At 69.5% G+C, this 17,430-nt stretch carries 16 protein-coding genes and 1 riboswitch; of the genes, 8 read left to right on the top strand and 8 right to left on the bottom strand.

Annotated elements, in window-relative coordinates; all coding sequences use genetic code 11:
- The first annotated feature begins 402 nt into the window (after positions 1 to 402).
- Positions 403 to 1,149 carry an alpha/beta hydrolase gene (locus F4559_RS18395; protein WP_312865713.1) on the top strand — a complete coding sequence of 249 codons (747 nt, stop codon included), beginning with the start codon at positions 403 to 405 and terminating at the stop codon, positions 1,147 to 1,149.
- 17 nt (positions 1,150 to 1,166) lie between these two features.
- On the opposite strand, the gene F4559_RS18390 is transcribed toward F4559_RS18395, so the two are convergent.
- The gene (locus F4559_RS18390; RefSeq protein ID WP_184670327.1) at positions 1,167 to 2,039 is read right to left on the bottom strand and encodes a phosphotransferase enzyme family protein; all 873 of its coding nucleotides are present in this window, start codon (positions 2,037 to 2,039) and stop codon (positions 1,167 to 1,169) included.
- Positions 2,029 to 3,306, bottom strand: coding sequence for a helix-turn-helix transcriptional regulator (locus F4559_RS18385; RefSeq protein ID WP_184670325.1), 1,278 nt, complete (start codon positions 3,304 to 3,306; stop codon positions 2,029 to 2,031). The genes F4559_RS18390 and F4559_RS18385 overlap by 11 nt, the downstream gene beginning before the upstream one ends.
- Before the next feature lie 324 nt (positions 3,307 to 3,630).
- Here F4559_RS18385 and F4559_RS18380 point away from each other — a divergent pair, with 324 nt between their 5' ends.
- From F4559_RS18380 to F4559_RS18355, 6 genes are all read left to right on the top strand, one after another.
- Positions 3,631 to 4,620 (top strand): radical SAM protein, encoded by a 990-nt coding sequence (locus tag F4559_RS18380; protein WP_246445253.1) that lies wholly within the window; start codon positions 3,631 to 3,633, stop codon positions 4,618 to 4,620.
- Positions 4,617 to 5,216: a 3'-5' exonuclease gene (locus tag F4559_RS18375; RefSeq protein ID WP_184670321.1), complete on the top strand. Its 600-nt coding sequence runs from the start codon at positions 4,617 to 4,619 to the stop codon at positions 5,214 to 5,216. Before F4559_RS18380 ends, F4559_RS18375 begins: the two co-directional genes overlap by 4 nt.
- Positions 5,213 to 5,824: an AAA family ATPase gene (locus F4559_RS18370; protein WP_184670319.1), complete on the top strand. Its 612-nt coding sequence runs from the start codon at positions 5,213 to 5,215 to the stop codon at positions 5,822 to 5,824. Before F4559_RS18375 ends, F4559_RS18370 begins: the two co-directional genes overlap by 4 nt.
- A gap of 81 nt (positions 5,825 to 5,905) precedes the next feature.
- Entirely contained in the window at positions 5,906 to 6,127 is a 222-nt protein-coding gene (locus F4559_RS18365) for a hypothetical protein (protein ID WP_184670317.1), read from the top strand.
- 34 nt (positions 6,128 to 6,161) lie between these two features.
- A complete protein-coding gene (locus tag F4559_RS18360; RefSeq protein WP_184670315.1) occupies positions 6,162 to 6,548 on the top strand; it encodes an HC3 family zinc finger protein in 387 nt (128 codons plus the stop codon).
- Entirely contained in the window at positions 6,545 to 7,690 is a 1,146-nt protein-coding gene (locus tag F4559_RS18355; protein WP_184670313.1) for a hypothetical protein, read from the top strand. Before F4559_RS18360 ends, F4559_RS18355 begins: the two co-directional genes overlap by 4 nt.
- 113 nt (positions 7,691 to 7,803) lie before the next feature.
- Here the strand turns inward: F4559_RS18355 and F4559_RS18350 are convergent, their stop codons facing one another.
- Entirely contained in the window at positions 7,804 to 8,157 is a 354-nt protein-coding gene (locus tag F4559_RS18350) for an immunity protein CdiI family protein (RefSeq protein WP_184670311.1), read from the bottom strand.
- The gene (locus F4559_RS18345) at positions 8,154 to 8,606 is read right to left on the bottom strand and encodes a winged helix-turn-helix transcriptional regulator (protein ID WP_184670309.1); all 453 of its coding nucleotides are present in this window, start codon (positions 8,604 to 8,606) and stop codon (positions 8,154 to 8,156) included. The genes F4559_RS18350 and F4559_RS18345 overlap by 4 nt, the downstream gene beginning before the upstream one ends.
- 89 nt (positions 8,607 to 8,695) lie before the next feature.
- Between F4559_RS18345 and F4559_RS18340 the strand changes: the two genes are divergently transcribed.
- Positions 8,696 to 9,079: a TIGR03618 family F420-dependent PPOX class oxidoreductase gene (locus F4559_RS18340; RefSeq protein ID WP_184670307.1), complete on the top strand. Its 384-nt coding sequence runs from the start codon at positions 8,696 to 8,698 to the stop codon at positions 9,077 to 9,079.
- Between the two features lie 3 nt (positions 9,080 to 9,082).
- Here the strand turns inward: F4559_RS18340 and F4559_RS18335 are convergent, their stop codons facing one another.
- From F4559_RS18335 to F4559_RS18320, 4 genes are all read right to left on the bottom strand, one after another.
- The gene (locus tag F4559_RS18335) at positions 9,083 to 9,670 is read right to left on the bottom strand and encodes a GrpB family protein (RefSeq protein ID WP_184670305.1); all 588 of its coding nucleotides are present in this window, start codon (positions 9,668 to 9,670) and stop codon (positions 9,083 to 9,085) included.
- 43 nt (positions 9,671 to 9,713) lie between these two features.
- Positions 9,714 to 10,784 (bottom strand): ribonucleotide-diphosphate reductase subunit beta, encoded by a 1,071-nt coding sequence (locus tag F4559_RS18330; RefSeq protein ID WP_184670303.1) that lies wholly within the window; start codon positions 10,782 to 10,784, stop codon positions 9,714 to 9,716.
- Complete coding sequence (locus F4559_RS18325; RefSeq protein ID WP_246445252.1) at positions 10,781 to 13,552, bottom strand: ribonucleoside-diphosphate reductase subunit alpha; 2,772 nt, start codon at positions 13,550 to 13,552, stop codon at positions 10,781 to 10,783. The genes F4559_RS18330 and F4559_RS18325 overlap by 4 nt, the downstream gene beginning before the upstream one ends.
- A gap of 117 nt (positions 13,553 to 13,669) precedes the next feature.
- A riboswitch (cobalamin riboswitch) is annotated at positions 13,670 to 13,884 on the bottom strand.
- Between the two features lie 119 nt (positions 13,885 to 14,003).
- Positions 14,004 to 17,129, bottom strand: a complete 3,126-nt coding sequence (locus F4559_RS18320) for a hypothetical protein (protein ID WP_184670301.1) — start codon at positions 17,127 to 17,129, stop codon at positions 14,004 to 14,006.
- Positions 17,130 to 17,430 lie beyond the last annotated feature (301 nt).

The following is a 17,430-nucleotide window of genomic DNA, read 5'->3' as shown; positions in this document are numbered from 1 at the left end:
GCTTTCGTCCTCGCGCGTCGCCGCCACGACGGGACCGGTCGGTGTGCGACCTGCCGGGGGCGGATCAGCGGCTGGGCCGACCCGACGTCGTGTGCCAGGCGGACGGCCTGAGTGATCACCGTCGCGGCGCACTCGATCTTGTATCCGCCGACGAGGGCGTGCACGAGCCAGGTCGGACAGGCGGCCGAGGAGCTTGCTGGCGACGTTGTGTGGTGCGGTCGATGGGGATCTGAGTGCGCCTCGTCACCGGCATACGGCACGTCGAGTACGTCGGCGATCAGGTCGTCGGTCGTGAACCATGGAGCTACCCGGTCGAGAGGAGCCGTTGTGTCGGTCGAAGGCGTTGCCACCTCGGTCCGCACCCTGGATGGGCGGACGCTTGCCGGAACGTTGGTCGCGCCGGTGGGTGCCGACCGTGCGGTGGTGTTCGTGCACGGCGGTGGCGTGACGCGGGACGAGGGCGGCTTCTTCACCAGATTGGCCGCCGGGCTGGGCGAAGCCGGGGTGGCCAGCCTGCGTTTCGACCTGCGCGGTCACGGCGAGAGCGAGGGTCACCAAGAGGAGTTGACGCTCTCGACCATCCTCAACGACATCTCGGCGGCCGTCGACCGGGTCCGCGAGGTGACCGGTGTGGAGGCGGCGAGTCTGCTGGGTGCGAGCTTCGCGGGTGGCATCACCGGCTACTACACCGCCAAGCGGCCGGACGAGGTGGACCGGCTGGTCATGATCAACCCGCTGCTCGACTACCGGAAGCGGTTTGTCGACGACAAGCCGTACTGGACCGACGGCCGCATCGACGACGTCGCCGGCCGGGAGTTGGCGGATCGGGGGTTCGTGGCGCACTCGCCGACCTTCAGGCTCGGTCGGGCGCTGCTCAACGAGGTGTTCTGGCTCAAGCCCGGCGAGGTGTTGTCCGAGATCGCCCGTCCGACGCTCATCGTCCATGGCACACGGGACACGTTCATCCCTGTGGAGTCCTCGCGGGCCGCCGCGAGGACGTTGCGAGCCGAGCACCGCCTGGTGGAGATCGAGGGCGCGCAACACGGTATCGCGGTGCACGACGACCCGCGGTACCTCGACCCGCAGACCCGGGAGTGGCAGGCGTTCACCATTCGTACCGTGACCGATTGGATCACCGGCTGCGGCTGATCGCCCGAAACGGCCACTCAGAAGGCGGTCCAGGTCCAGGGTCTGGGGATTTCGCCTCGAAGGCAGGTGATGCGGTGTCGGGCTTCGTGTGCGGCGTGGGGGTCGGTGGTGGCTTTGCCGAGGATGTAGTTGGTCCAGCGGAGTTCCATGAGAGTGGCCAGGGTGCGGTAGGCGGGGTGGGTGGTGGTGTCATAACCGCCGTAAGCGTGTAAGAAGGCGTGGTAGTCGTCTGAAGTGATCCGGGCGAAGTCGGTGTGGTCGACGGCGAGCGGGATGAGGTCCCAGTCCCGTGGGCCGATGCCGAGGCGGTCCAGATCGAGCAGGATCGGAGGTCCGTCGCCGGAGACGACGACGTTGTCCTGCCAGGCGTGGCCGTGGATCACGCACGTGTCCAGGTGTGCGGACGTCAGTCGGTCGCGCAGTCGGGCGACGAGATCGGTGATCCACATGCGCTCGTCGTCGGTGAGTGCCGCGTGGGTGCCGATGGTGTCGGCCCAGCCTGCGATCGGATCGACGGTGGGGAGCAGACCCTCGGGTGGTGGCAGGGTGTGCAGTCGCCGTAGCGCTGTGCCCAGTTCGGCGGGTGCAGCGGGTCGCTGGTTCGGGATCTCTTTCCACCAGGTGACCGGACGGTCCGACACCACGACAGGTTGCCCGACGTCGGCGACGGGCCGCACGGTCGGGATGTCGTTCTGCGTCAACCAGTGGGACACGGTGAGCTGGTGTCGGGCGGTTTCGACGGATTCCGGTGGTCCGATGCGGGCGATGATTCGTCCGGGGAGGCGGTGGACGCTGTTGGTGCCGTTGCGGATGAGTTCGGCGCCTGATGTCCGGATGCCGGTCAGATTCCCGGCAAGGTCGAGGATCTGATGGGGCAGCTCAGAAGTCATGGTCCATCGTGTCCAGTGCCTCTGCCAACTCCGCTACCTCGGTGATGACCTGGTGGCGCCGGGCGGTCTCGCGGAGGGCACCCAGTTCATCGGCGATGCGGCGTGAACGGATGGTCGTCGCATCGGGAAGTGCCGCGCGTCCGAGCGCGGCGGCTTCGCGCGGGTCTCCGATCCTCATGTGCAGTGTCGCGAGTTGTAGCCGTGCAAAGGTTCGTGAGCGGGGATACGCGTCCGTGTATCGGGAGACTGCGGTCTCCAGGCGGTGGAAGGCGTCGTCCGGTTCGCCGGTCGTGAGTGCGAGGGCAGTGGCCGTCCGGGAGGTGCTTCCCGCGTGTTCCGCTTCGTCGTAGTAGGTCATCCACGCCGGGATCGGGTCCAGGTGTCGGTCGGCAAAGCAGTCGTCCGCGTGGGTGAGTTGGGTCTTGGCCTCGTTGTGTCGGTCGGTGAACGCGAGTAGCCGTGCGCGGATGGAGCCGATCATCGCCCGCGTGGTCAAGGTGAGCCGGTCGGCGCGGACGTGGGCCAACTCTATTGAGGTGAGCGCGTTGTCGAAGTCTCCACGGTAGGTGGAGTGGCGTGCCAGGTCGGCCAGGGTCGCGGCGCGCAGTTCCCATGATCCTGCTTCGTCCGCGCAGGACAGACTGAAGTCGAAGCACCGGCGGGCTGTGGTGTGGTCGCCGATGTCGAAGGCGGCGTAGCCCACGACGCTCGCGAGGTTCCCGACGGCTTCGAACAGTTCGGCGCGGATGGCCGGGGTGGCAGAGGCGTCGAGCAGTCGGCGGGCCGAACGCAGTTGCGCGGACGCGACCTCGCCGGACATTCCGCCGCCGTAGAGGTTCTCACTGGCTGCCAGAGCGCTGGTCATCAATCGGACGTGGGCCACTTCCGAGTGACCGACTCGCCAGCGTGGCCGGGTCTCCAGATCGAATGCATCTTGGGAATCGGTCGACGGGTCGCCGGTATGAAGCAAATCCGACCCGTTCGCACCGTTCTGCATGTGCAGGTTGGTGCGTTCTTTCTTGGCTTTCTCGCGAAGCGACATCAGTGCTCCGCGAGCGTCGAGGGCGGCGTCGAGGGCCCTGACCAGGTCGATCGACGGCAGGTTGTGGTTGGGGCGTTCGGCTCTGGAGATGTACTGGCGGGTGTAGCCGATCATGCGGGCGAGCTTCGGCTGGCTGAGTCCTGCCTGGTCGCGGCGTTGTCGGATCTGTCGGGCGAGTTCCTCGCCTGCGCTTTCGGGTGCCGGTGGGATCTGGTCGTCGTTCACGGTGACCGCCTGCGCGAAGTGGGGGCAACTGCTGATTGCTGGGGGCAAACCGGGGGCAACAGCATGGTTGACCCTGCCCGATCATAGCGCGCCCGGATTGAATGATCGCTGTCGCCGGATTCGGGATTGGAGGTCGTGGTGGACGGTGGTGAAGGGTCGTCGGTTCGTGGTGTGCGGTTGTTGGACGATCGGGAACTTTCGGGCATGCGGTCGGATTTGACTGAGGTGGTGGAGTATCGGAAGTCGGGGTTGAGTCTGAACTGGATCGTGGGGTGTCCGTTGGATTGCGGGTACTGCGTGCGGCATCTGTTCGGGAATTTCGGGATGAAGGTGCCGCGGGCGGTGGTGTCGGACGAGGCTGCGGTGGGGTTGTTGACCGGGCACGGGTCGTTCGTGCCGGATGTGACGCCGGTGCAGTTGTTGAACCGGGCGACCGATCCGATGTTGCCGGTGGTGAAGCCGCATCTGTTCGCGGTGTTGCGGGCGTTGGACGTGTTGGGGTTGACCAACCACGTGTTGGTGATCACCCGGTGGCGGGTCGGTCCGGAGGATTGTGCGGTGTTGAACTCGTTGCGGCATCTGAAGGTGACGGTGTTGGTGACGTGGTCGGGGATCGACGATGACCGGGTGGAGCCGGTGGACTCCGGGGTGGCGGAGACGTCGTTGAAGACCCTGTTCGCGCACGCGCGGCGGTATCGGGTGGTGCACTACTGGCGGCCGGTGGTGCCGGGGTTGAACGACTCGGAGGTCCACCTCGCGCGGGGTGCGGAGTTGGGGCGGTTCGCGCACGCGACGGTGTTCACGGGGTTGTTCTTCCGGGACGAGATCCGGGACTACTACCGGGCGCACGGCCTGCCGGAGCCGTACGGGGAGGTGGCGCGGCGCAAGATCATGCCCGAGGATCTGGAGGCCCGGGTTCTGGGCGCGGTGGCGGCGGGGCCGGGTGATGCGGCGGCGGTGTTCCGCAAGACCTCGTGCGCGGTGGCCTACGCGCACGGCCTGCCGGACTACAACGGGCACTACGGGGTGCGGGAGTTGTGCGACATCTGCCCGGTCGCGCAGCTCGACCGGTGTGCGGGGGTCTGGCGGCGGCCGGACCCGGACGTGGCGGCCGGGTTGGTGGAGGCGGCGGGTGGTCGGTTGGTGGAGGTGGGCGACCGCGCCGTGGTGGTGGAGGGGCTGGACGAACAGGCGCGGTATCCGATCCAGCACCGGTTGGGGTTCCAGGTCCACGACGCGGCCAGGCCGCATCACCGTCGTCGACACGGCCGGGCGGACCTGGGGTGGCCTTCGGCGGCGAGGAGTGCGTCATGAACGGACCTGAGGAGGAGCTGCCGGAGGTGTTGCGGGACCGGCGGTTGGTGGTGCTGGACCTGGAGGGGGACGGGGGTTCGCCACCGGGGATCGTGGAGATCGCTGTGTTGCCGGTCGACGGTCCGGTCGCCGCAAAAGATGTGCGGTCGTGGTTGGTGAATCCGGGTCGGCCGATCGGGGTGCACGCGCGGCGGGTGCACGGGATCACCGACGTGCAGGTGGCCGGCAAACCGTTGTGGCACGGGGTCGGGCCGGAGGTGCTGGGCTGGGTGCGGGACCGGGTGGTGGTCGCGCACAACGCCCCGGTCGACCGGAAGGTGCTGGCCGCGCACCTGCCCGCGTGGCGTCCCACGCTGGTGTTGGACACGTTGCGCCTGGCGCGTCGGGTGTGGCCGGACCTGTCCTCGCACTCGTTGGAGGCGTTGACCGCCCACGCCGGGATCGAACCCGAGGGGCGGGCGCATCGGGCGGGCGCGGACGTGTGGAGTACGTGGCGGGTGTTCCTGCTGCTGGTCCAGGGGTTGTCGTGGGAGCGGGTGGTGGAACTGGCCGCCGTGCCCCTTCCCGTGGAGGAGTCGGAGGTCGGGTTGTGGTGACCGACCTCGTGGAACGGCCCGTGGTGCTGGGTGTGTTGGGGACGCATTCGACGGGCAAGAGCACGTTCCTGGCCCGCCTGGCGCACGACCTCCGGCGGGACGGGGTGCAGGTGTCGACGGTGGCGGATCTGGGTGAGCAGGCGCAGCGGGCGGGGTTGCCGATCCTGCGCAACCACACCTGGGCCTCCACGCTGTGGATCGTCACCCGGGGCGTCAGCGACGAACTCGCCGCCTGGCCCCACTGCGACGTCCTCTTGGTCGACCGGCCCGTCCCCGACGCGCTGGGCTACTACCGCGCCGCCCTGGCGGACCGGTGCGAGACCTCCGACCCCGAGGTGACGGCCCGGTTGCACCGGCTGGTGGTTGACCACAGCCGCCACTACGACCTGCTCTACCGCACCGTGGTCGACCCCGGCATCCCGTTGGGCGTCGACAAACCCCGGGACACCGACGCGGAGTTCCGACTGCTGGTCGACCACCACCTCGGGGTGGTGCTCGACGAGTTCGCGCTGCCGCACCGGCTGCTGCACGCCGACGGCCACGACCACGCCCTGAACCAAGCGCATCGGGACGTCCTGCACGCCCTGACCCACCCGGCCCGCGCCTGACCCGGTCCCCGCCGAGCGTCGTTCCGACGTGGCGTCCCCGCGCGCCTTTCTTTTTCCGAACAGAATTGAGGAGTTCCTTCGATGAACAGTGTCCTGGCCATCCCCACCAGCGTGTGCGCCGCGATCGGCGACACCACCCCGATCCGGCACGAGGTCGTCGGCGACGAGGTCCGCATCGCCTTCGGCCGCAACGAGATCGACCTCGTCCTGAGCCCCCGGGCCGCCCACGAACTCGCCACCCGCTGCACGATCGCCCTGGACATCCTCGCCGCACCCGAACCCGACCAGGACGTCCCGGCCTGACCGGTACCGACGACGGCGTGAGGGAGGTGGCGGTGTGGCGCGCAGGTTCCGGTGGTTGCCCCACGACGGCGGTCGGCACGCCGTCCCGGTCGGGCTGGCGGCCGGGGCCGACGGGGCGACGTTGTGCGGTCTGGCGGTGACTGCCCCGTCCACGTCGCCGCCCCGCCACCCGCACGGGTGTTGGCCCACCTGCACCGCCTGCGACACCGCCTGGCGGCGAGCCGAGGGCATCCCGTTGCCCTCCGAACGCCGGCGAACCGGCGGGCCTCCCGAGCAAGCACGGGGTACGACGGCGGTCGTGGTCGTGGGTCGACTGCCCGACGGACAGGTCAGGTCCTCGGTCGTCGCCCACGTTCCCGGCCTGCTCGACGCCGCACTCGACCTCCACACCGTCGCCCAGTCCGAAATGGACGAATCGTGAGCCCGCCGCCACCGGTCCACCCGGACGAGACCGCGCGGGTGGCCAGAATCGGGATCGACCTTGCCCGCAGGAGGTGGTGCGCCGCGCTCGACCGCGCCTTCCGGCTGCCGGGCCTGCCCGTCCTGGACGAGCACGACGGCGCCCGGCGACTCGCGGTCATCGCCCACACCCTGGCCTGTGCGGGCCGTGTCTCCGGAGCGCGGCACTACGCGGCACTCGCCCACCTCGCGCTGCCCGACGACGACCAGGTCCGGCGGATCACCGCGGGCGTCGCCGCCCTGCCCCGTGCAGGCCGGGACAGGGCGGAACCGGTCGAACCCGTCCCGCGTCGGGCGCCGTGCGTTCACGGGATCGGGCCTGACACGGCACGGGCGGTGGGGCGTGCGGAGCAGGCGCTGGCGTGGTTGGACCACACCGCCACGCGGTCACCGCACGCGGACGCGTGGGCGCGGCTGATGTCGTGGCGCGAGGCCCGGGACTCGGCGCGTCTGGACGGGGTTCACGCCGCGCTGCTGGAGTTCCTCCGCCACGACCTTGCCCCGTCGGGAAACCATCTCGTCTTCGCCGACCGCGTCCTTGCTCCCTACCTCACCCCAACCGCGGCGGCCTCGACCCGGTCCCCGCCCATCGACCTGGTCGACATCGCGTGCCGCCACGTCCACCGGAGCCCGACCACCCCTCACCCCCACCGCACGGCACTGGCCGCCGACCTCTCACGACACCTGTCCGGTCGCTGGTTGCCGATCCTGGGAGCACTCGCCGACCAGGACGCGGCCGTACCCGCCGGCACGGCATCGGAGGCCGAAAGGTTCACCCGGCTGATCGCCGAGGCGACCGCCGCGGCCTGCCACACCGCCGTGACCGTCCTGCACGACCTCGAACACCTGCACCGCCGCCTCGCCACCCGGCTGCCCACCGGGCGCCTGTCCCACCTGGCCCTGCGCGACCTGCTCACCCACGGCCTGATCACCGCCTCGGGCCTGGCCCGGCGACACCCCATGAGCGCCAAAAGCGCCCACAACATCCTCGACCGGTTCCTGGACCTCGGCCTGGCCGTCCCCTACGACCACCGCCGCTACGCCCGCGCCGTCTACAACCCCGACCTGATCGACCTGCTCACCCGAACCCCGGAGCACCCATGACCCACACCATCCATCTGCGTCCCGACCAGTTCCTCCGCGCCATGCGCGACGCCGGCCACCACAGCGACTACGCCATCTCCAAGACCATGGGCGTGACTCGGTGTAGGGCAGCTTTATAGAGGCGTGTCCTCATCCAGTGGGACCGCCCGGCCGCCGATCGTCTCGTGGTCGACGGAGAGGTGCGGCAGTGCGGCACGGAGTCGCAGGGCCAGCCGCCGTCCTTCGGTCAGCCAGGCGGCTTCGTCCTCCGATGTCGGGAAAGCCGAGTCGGGTGGGTAGGTCGGGTCGAAGGTGGCCTGGAAGCGTTCGTCCCACGCGGTGATGGCGGCGCGTAGGTCGTCGTCCAAGCCAAGGACGGCGGCGGCCTCGTCGGCGTCGTGCGGCTCGGCGATCCCTTCGCTCCACCTGATCCAGAGCGGGCCGACGCACCACGACGGGCGGAGGGTGACGTGCGGGGTCTTCCTCATCCGGTCGCGCCGGGGCCGGGCAGCAGGTCGACGTTGTCGGCGTGCATCGGTTCGCCGCAGTGGGCACAGCGCGGGTCGACGGTGGCGACCTCGCCGCACGCGTGGTGGCGGTAGAGCACCGGTGGTCCGGCCTCGCCGGCCAGCCAGCGGTCGCCCCAGCGGGCCATGGCCATGAGTACGTCGACCAGTTCGGTGCCCCGGTCGGTCAGGACGTACTCGTAGCGGGGGCGTCGGTCGTACGGTCGGCGGTCGAGTACACCGCGGTCGACGAGGTGGTTCAACCGCTCGGTCAGGACCTTGCGGGAGATGCCCAGGTCGGCCTGGAGCTGCTCGAACCGGGTGAGGCCGACCCACACGTCCCGCAGGATCAGCGGTGACCAGGGTTCCCCGATGACGTCGAGCGTGCGGGCGATCGAGCACGCCATGCTGCCGAAGTCCGTGCGCTGCATGACACCAGTCTACAACTTGGGGTTCCCTCAGGGAACTCTGCCTGTTACGGTCGTGGAGTCTCTTGAAGGAACTTCGAAGGAGTGGTCCCATGCTCGAACCGACCGTGCGCCGCGTCCTCGACGGCACCCCGATCGCCCACCTCGCCACCACGCTGCCCGACGGGTCGCCCCACGCCGTCCCGGTGTGGATCGGCGTCCACGACGACCGGATCGTCTTCCTGACCGGGCCGACCAGCCGCAAAGCGCGCAACCTGCGCCGAGACCCCCGCCTCGCCCTGTCGGTCGCGCCCGCCGACAACCCGTTCGAGCCCGTGGTCGTCCGGGGCCGGGTCGTCGAGTGGCTCGACGGCGAGGCGGGGTGGGCGATCGTCGACCGGATCGCCGAGAAGTACATCGGCGGCCCTTACTCCCGTGACCTCGACCGCGTCGTGGCGGTCGTCGAACCCGAGCGCCAGACCGTCGGCGTCCGCTGACGGCTACAACATGCCCGCCGCGCGGAACAGGCGGTCGTAGATCTCGCGGATCACGGTCTCCTTCCGCAGGTTGTAGGCCATGACGGTGCCGCCGCCGGGAATGGCCGCCCGCTTCGCCTCCTCGTACCGCCCCCGGTCGTCCGGGTGGGTGCGCAGCCAGTCGCGGAACATGCGGTGGCGGATGGACTCGGGGCAGTCCGGGCCGAACACGTGCAGGTTGGCCCGGGGCCGGTCCAGGCGCAGGGCCCGGTGCTCGTGGAACGACGGCTCCCGGATCACCAGGAGGTAGCCGAGGCGTTCGAGCGCGGGCACGTAGGCGTCCTCGTCACGCGGATCGGCCACGGTCAGGTCGATGTCGACGACGTCCTTGGCCGCCAGGCCCTCGACGGACGTCGAGCCGATGTGGTCGAGGTCCAGGACCACGTCACCCAGTGCCGACCGGATGTCGGCGGCCAGGGCCTCGTACCGGCGCGGCCACTCCGGGTCGTACGGGACCAGCGCGACCGTCTCGGGCGCGGGTGGACCCAGCACCCACGGGTTCTCGTCGGGGTTCTCGTCGTGGTGGCGGGTGATCTCCTCGAAAGCGGGCACCCGGCGCAAGATAGCGATCCGCGCCGGGGCCGTCGACTCGAATTCAGTCCCAGTCGAGCGTGCTGCCCGAGGCGTACTCGGTCACGCGGGTCTCGAAGAAGTTCTTCTCCTTGCGCAGGTCGATCGCCTCCGACAGCCACGGGAACGGGTTGTCGGCGGCGGGGAAGACCGGGGCGAGACCGAGCTGCGCGCAGCGGCGGTTGGTGATGAACCGCATGTACTGCTCGCACAGCTCGGAGTTGAGCCCGAGCAGGCCGTTGGGCATCGTGTCACGCCCGTAGGCGACCTCCAGCTCGCACGCCTCGGCCAGCATCGTGCGCACCTCGGCCTGGAACGCGTCGGTCCACAGGTGCGGGTTCTCGATCTTGATCTGGTTGATCGCGTCGATGCCGAAGTTCAGGTGGATCGACTCGTCGCGCAGGATGTACTGGTACTGCTCGGCGATGCCCACCATCTTGTTGCGCCGCCCGAACGACAGGATCTGCGCGAAGCCGGTGTAGAACCACATGCCCTCGAAGACCACGTAGAACGCGATCAGGTCGCGAAGGAACGCGCGATCGGTCTCCGGCGTGCCCGTGCGGAACTCCGGGTCCTCCAGGTTCTGCGTGTAGTCCAGCGCCCACGCGGCCTTGTCCGTGATCGACGGCACCTCGCGGTACATGTTGAACAGTTCGCCCTCGTCCAGGCCCAGCGATTCGCAGATGTACTGGAAGGTGTGCGTGTGCACGGCCTCCTCGAACGCCTGGCGCAGCAGGTACTGGCGGCACTCGGGGTTGGTCAGGTGCCGGTACACCGCGAGCACGATGTTGTTGGCCACCAACGACTCCGACGTGGCGAAGAAGCCGAGGTTGCGCTTGATCGCGTGCCGCTCGTCCTCGGTCAGCCCGGTCGGCGAGCGCCACAGCGCGATGTCGGCCTGCATGGACACCTCGGTCGGCATCCAGTGGTTGGCGCACCCGGCCAGGTACTTGTCCCACGCCCAGTGGTACTTCAGCGGCAGGAGCTGGTTCACGTCCGCGCGCGCGTTGATCATCGACTTGTCGTCGACGTGGACGCGGCCCGCGCCGCGCTCGATCGAGCCGAGCCCGGTGGCGCCGGGGAGGTTCGTGGTCACTGGCAGGCCTCGCAGTCGGGGTCGGTGATCGAGCAGACGAGCGCGTCGTCGGGCGTCACGGTCGGGGCGGCAACGGGCACGGGAACGGGTACCGGTTCGGCGACCGGGCGCACGGCGTTGAGCTTGCCGTCGACGCCGCGCAGGGTGGACTTCTCCACGCTGGTCACGGCCGTGGAGCGCAGGTAGTAGGTGGTCTTGAGGCCCTTGTGCCAGGCCAGGCGGTAGATCGCGTCGAGCTTGCGGCCGTTGGGCGCGGCGATGTAGAGGTTGAGCGACTGCGCCTGGTCGATCCACTTCTGCCGGCGCGACCCCGCCTCGATCAGCCACTCCGAGGACACCTCGAACGCGGTGGCGTACAACGCCTTCAGGTCGTCGGGCACGCGGTCGATCGGTGCGAGCGAGCCGTCGAAGTACTTGAGGTCCGCGACCATGGCCTCGTCCCACAGGCCACGTGCCTTGAGGTCGGCGATCAGGTGCCGGTTGAGCACGGTGAAGTCGCCGGACATGTTCGACTTCACGAACAGGTTGCGGAACAGCGGCTCGATGGACTGGCCGACGCCGCAGATGTTCGAGATCGTCGCGGTGGGTGCGATCGCCATCGTGTTGGAGTTGCGCATGCCGCCGCGCACCTTCTCGCGCAGCGCGTCCCAGTCCAGAGTGGACGACGTGTCCATGTCCAGGCCGTCGCGTTCGGCCGCCAGCAGGGCGATCGAGTCGATCGGCAGCACGCCCCGGTGCCACAACGACCCCTCGAACGTCTCGTAGGAACCGCGTTCCCGCGCGAGGTCCGCCGACGCGGACAGGGCGTGGTACGAGATCAGCTCCATGCTCACGTCGGCGAAGGCGACCGCCGCGGCCGAGCCCGGGACCAGGCGCTGGACGAACAGCGCGTCGGTGAAACCCATCAGCCCCAGGCCGACCGGCCGGTGCCGCAGGTTGGACCGGCGGGCCTCGGGGATCGTGTAGAAGTTGATGTCGATCACGTTGTCGAGCATCCGCACGGCCGTGCGCACGGTCCGCGCCACGCGGTCGCGGTCCAGGCCGTCCGGCGTGACGTGGTTGGCCAGGTTCACCGAACCCAGGTTGCACACCGCGACCTCGTCGGCGGCGGTGTTCAGCGTGATCTCGGTGCACAGGTTCGACGAGTGCACCACGCCGACGTGCCGCTGCGGCGACCGGACGTTGCACGGGTCCTTGAACGTGATCCACGGGTGACCGGTCTCGAACAGCATGGTCAGCATCCGCCGCCACAGCTCGACCGCACGGACCCGCTTGGACACCCGGATCTCGCCGCGTTCGGCCGCCTCCTCGTAGGCCCGGTAGCGCTCGGCGAACGCCCGGCCGTAGAGGTCGTGCAGGTCGGGCGTCTCGTCGGGGGAGAACAGCGTCCAGTCGGCGTCGGCCTCGACCCGGCGCAGGAACTCGTCCGGCACCCAGTTCGCGGTGTTCATGTCGTGCGTGCGCCGACGGTCGTCGCCGGTGTTCTTGCGCAGGTCGAGGAACTCCTCGATGTCGACGTGCCACGTCTCCAGGTAGGCGCACGCCGCGCCCTTGCGCTTGCCGCCCTGGTTGACCGCCACGGCCGTGTCGTTGGCGATCTTGAGGAACGGCACGACGCCCTGCGACTCGCCGTTGGTGCCACGGATGTGCGCGCCCATGCCGCGCACCGGCGTCCAGTCGTTGCCCAGCCCGCCCGAGTACTTCGCGAGCAACGCGTTGTTCTGGTAGCCCTGGAAGATGCTCTGGAGGTCGTCGTCCACGGTCGTCAGGAAGCACGACGACAACTGCGGACGGGTGGTGCCCGAGTTGAACAGCGTGGGCGTCGAGCACATGAAGTCGAACGACGACAACAGCTCGTAGAACTCGATCGCGCGGGCCTCGCGGTCGTCCTCGCGCAGCGACAACCCCATCGCGACGCGCATGAAGAACGCCTGCGGCAGCTCGTACCGCGTGCCGTCGTCGTGCAGGAAGTAGCGGTCGTACAGGGTCTGCATGCCCAGAAAGTCGAACTTCGCGTCACGCTCGGGCCTGATGGCGGCGCAGATGCGATCCAGGTCGAACTTCGCCAGCTCCGGGTCGAGGCGGTCGAGGTCGATGCCCAGCCGGACGTACTCCGGGAAGTAGGCCGCGTAGGACAGCTCTTCGCCGGTCGCCTCGACCGGACGGCCTTCGACCCTGGTCAGTGCCTCGCGGCGGAGCCGGTCCAGCAGGAGCCGGGCGGCGACGAACGAGTAGTCGGGCTCGGTCTCCACGAGCGTGCGCGCGGCCATGACCTGCGCGACGGCCAGCTCGTCGACGGTGATCCCGTCGTACACGTCGCGCCGCACCTCGGCGAGCACGGCCGCGGCCGACACGTCGGCCAGTCCGGCGCACGCCTCGCCGACCACGACCTCTGCCCGGTCCCAGTCCAGCGGGACGAGTGTGCCGTCGGCGGTCTTCACCCGGAACGCGGGCGGCGCGGGCGTGACTTCACGTGCCTTGGCGCGCTTTTCGCGGTAGAGCACGTAGGCGCGGGCGACCTTGTGGTGGCCTTCGCGCATCAACACCAGTTCGACCTGGTCCTGGATCTGCTCGATGTGCAGCGCGACCTCCGGCCGCACGTGCTTGAGCAGCGCCTTCTCCACCTGTGCGGTCAGTTCCCCGACCACCGGGCGCAGGTGTCCGGAGTCGCCCTCCACGGCCAGGAACGCCTTGGTCACCGCCACCCTGATCTTGCCGGCGTCGAACACCGAGACCGTGCCGTCCCGGCGGATCACCCTTGTCGTCAACAGCCCTCTCCTCGCGAGCCTCGATGGCCCGGAGCACACGGGGGCGCGAAAAGAACGCGCGACGACGCGTTCGTCCCTGTCGGCCCACCCACGAGACCCCGGACGCCCGCGCACCGGTCGGCGCGCGCGTCGACGGCAGGTCTTCGGACTCGCGGACACCCGGCTCGAAAGCCGTGCCTACTGGCCGTCGCTTCCCACGCTCGCGCGCAGTGCTTCGTGACGGCGGTCGTTTCCACTCACCGCTGCGGGGCAGTCCCGGACTCGCACCGGGTTCCCTCTTGCCTCCACCGCCCCGGGATCGGGCCGGCGGAACCGTCGATGGCGGGAACACTACATGTTGTAGGTCATCACGCAAAACGGCCCACATGAGCCAGGGTTTCCGGAGGGTCGATCAAGCGCCGGCGGCCGGTCGTCCCCGCGACGGGGCCGACCGGCCGACCGCTCCCGAGCCCTACGGGTCACAGCGCCCCGGGGGCACCGTCAGACCATCGGCCTTGGCGATGGCGCACGGCACGACGAGTTCGTTGGGCGACATCGCCCAGAGCCGGGGCACCGAGTGCAGGTAGGGGAAGGCGAAGCCCGAGGCCGAGATCCGCGCGATGGTGCCGCCCTCCTCAGGCCGCAGCGGCACGGAGTTGGTGCCGTACGCGCTGATGTCCACGTCCCGGAACGCAGCCTGGGGGTTCTTCGACAGCAGCCCGGAGTAGAGCCGCAGCGTCTTGCCGCCGTAGCGGTCCCAGACCTCCAGGTCCAGTGACGTGGTGCCCTTGGGGATGTAGAAGTAGCTCGGCGCCTGGGTCAGGCCGGCACCCGGACCCGTGTAGGTGTGCGCCGAACGGCCCGTCGACTGGTTGGTGGCCACGTTGAACGTCAACGGGTACAGGTAGGCGTAGTCGCCGCCCGACCCGACGGTGAACCGGTGGACGTCGTGCGACGACGCCGGTATCGAGACGGTCGCCAACAGGCAGACCCGGTTGACGAACTGCGGGCAACTCGCCAACTCGGTCGGCGTCACTCCGGGCTGGGCCATGTCGCGCAACGAGATCCAGGACTTGGTCGTCGCGCTCCACCGCTCGATGCCGTAGCGCACGTCCCGTGAGGCGTACTGGGTGGTGCCGTTGTCGTACTTCTGCCACAGCAACTGGAATCCGATGTGGACACCGGGTTCCGCCGACGTGAGGAACCGCGGTGTGTGCCCGCTCGTGGCGCTGTTGTAGAGGAAACGCGCGGCCGGTGCACCGGGCGTGACGAACTCGGCGGCCGGGCCCACGTCGTTCCGGTCGACCCAGGCCGCCGGGGTGCCGTCGGCCAGCGTGGCGTCCTCGAACCGGTTGACGGCCCGCACCGGCCAGTACGCCTTGACCTGGTTCCACCACGCCGCGGTCTCGGCGGCGGTGTAGTGCGCGGGTCCGGCGGCCGTCTGCGGCCCCGCCACCGCCGCGGGGTCGGTGCGGCCGTACACCTTCGACAACGGGACCATGAGGGCGTTCATGTAGGACATCTGGCCCTTCCACATGAATTCCCTGGTCTCCGGGGCGTCGGTGGTCATCCGGCCGGAGTCCTGGAGGAAGTAGTAGTAGAAGAACTGCTTCAGGTCGTCCAGACGCCGATCGGGACCGGGTTCGGCCACGGGGTCGACCAGGCGGTCGGCCGCGTCGACCAGCTCCACCGCACGACCCCATGAATACGGCGTGTTCACCGGGAAGTTCGGCAGGAGCATGAAGTCGACGAACTCCTTCACCTTCGCCCACCCCCGGCCGAACGCCCGTTGCAGCCAACGGGTGCGCACCGCGTCGAGCTGGGCGGCCGTCAGCGTCGGGTTCCACAGCATCTTCGCCATGAGGTAGTAGCCGAGGCCGAACTTGCCGAAGTTGAGATCGGTCTCGGCGAGGAACGTGCGGAACCCGCCGCGGTGGTAGGCCGAGATGTCGTCGGCGATCGCGGCGGCCGAGAGGTCGTGCCGGGCGGGCAGGTTGGCCATGCCCCAGTCGGTGGCGTGGGCCACGCTGTAGATCCGGTAGTCGGCCGGGGGTTCGGCGGGCAGCAGGCGGGCCATGGCCTGCCCGATGTCCAGGTGCGTCACGATGGACCGCCACTCGCCGACGCCGCGGTGCTTGGTGTACCCGGCGATCGCCACCCGGATGCGCGGGTCGAGGTTGAAGTGCGGCGGCACGTCGTGGTAGTTGTACGAGTAGAAACTGGCCCGCAGCAAGGACTTCTTCGACTTCCCGGTCGAGGTCACCCGGTCGCCCGGGGGCTGCGCGTCGAGCCACTTGTCGTACTCGCGCAGCAGCCAGTTCGCGAAGCCGTACACGGTGTCGCTCTGCGACGCCGAGTCCCAGATCTCCCTCGGCTGGTTCAGGCCCTTGAAGCCGTGCAGCGCCCACGGCGCACCGAACGGCACTCCTTCGGCGGACAGGTACTCCGGGTACCACGCACGGTCCCGCGTGTTGGCGTTGAACACCGCGTCGGGCCGGCCGCCGTCCTCGCGTTCGATCGCCAGGATGGCCGGGTCGTCGGGTCGGGACTTGAAGTGGACGTTCTCGGCCCACGTCCGCACCTCGCGCAGGACGCGTTCGCGCACGGTCCGCACGGACAGGTCCAGCGCGAGCGAACCGCTGCCCAGGGTCTGGAGGACCCAGGCCGTGCCGTTGGAGACGTAGGCCTGCAATGGGCCGTCGCTGGTGATCCAGAGGTGGTCCTTGGCGTCGGCGGGCGGCAGCGCCTGGCGGGCGGCGTCGGTGCCCAGGTGGGTGGGCGCCAGGAAGCCCGCCGGGTTGCCGGAGTCGCGGATGTCCTGGGCGACGGCCTTGTGGTAGGCCTGAAGCGAGTGGCCGGGGAAGGACGGCGCCGACTGGCCGCGCATCAGCGCACCCGTCTGCCAGCGGCGATAGCCGCGTTCCACGTTCTCGTCGGCGGGATCGGCCAGCGGCGCGTTCACGATCGTGCCGACGCCGTAGTACTGGCCGGACATCGCGGTGAGCTGACGGGTGTGGAAGCCGGGTCTGCCGCTCTGCTCGACGTCGAACACGAGCGTGGGTGCGGTCGGCGCGAACACCCAGTTCGGCCCCATGCCGAGCACCTCGTAGCCCACCGTCTCCATCAGTTTCGCGGCGGCGGACGCGAGTCCGTCGTAGGTGTTGGCGACCAGCAGCAGGCGTTCGGGCGTGCTGCGCAGGTAGTACGCCTCCTTGGCGTCCGGGCCGCCGCCGGCCAGCGCCTGGATCACGGCGGGATCGTCGCGGATGTCGGGCGTGGCACCCGCGATGGTGGTGAACACGATGCCGCGCGACAGGTCGGCCGAGTTCTTCACGGTCAGGGTCCGGCCGGTCATCTTCGTGACGGCCTCCTGCACGAACACGACCGCGTCGCGCGCCTTCGAGCGGTCGGTCTGGTACTCGGTGACGGGGATCGAGGTCGTGGTGCGCCAGTCGATCCCGGTCGAGCGGGCCGGGTCGTACTGCACGACGATCGAGGGCAGGACGAAGTCGGGTGCGGGGGACACCGCCGTGAACGCCCGGTCGGCGGCCTGTGCCCTGGCGGGTGTCACCCCGACCAGCACCAGCGCCGCCACCACCCCGAGACGCTTGAAAGATCCTTTACGTGGCCATGCCGACATGAAACCCTCCTGCGCGGCGACACCGGCCCGGGTCCGACCCCGACGGCCGGTGGACTGATGGGACCGGACGCGTCGAGACGCGTGGGTGTCCGTGCCCGTGGCCAGGGAGGGCGTCCGGAGTGGAATCGTCCGGAGGACCGGCCGTCCGGTGACACCAGCGGCATCGGCGCGTCACGTGGCCTCAAGCTACCGCGCCGCAAGCGAAGCGAGGAGGGCCGGACGGTGGAGGTCCGCGCCCGCCGGCCCTACTCCGTCGGCC

Origin of the sequence: Saccharothrix violaceirubra, assembly GCF_014203755.1 — a bacterium.
Taxonomy (GTDB): domain Bacteria; phylum Actinomycetota; class Actinomycetes; order Mycobacteriales; family Pseudonocardiaceae; genus Actinosynnema; species Actinosynnema violaceirubrum.
This window is presented reverse-complemented; position numbering and strand designations above follow the sequence as displayed.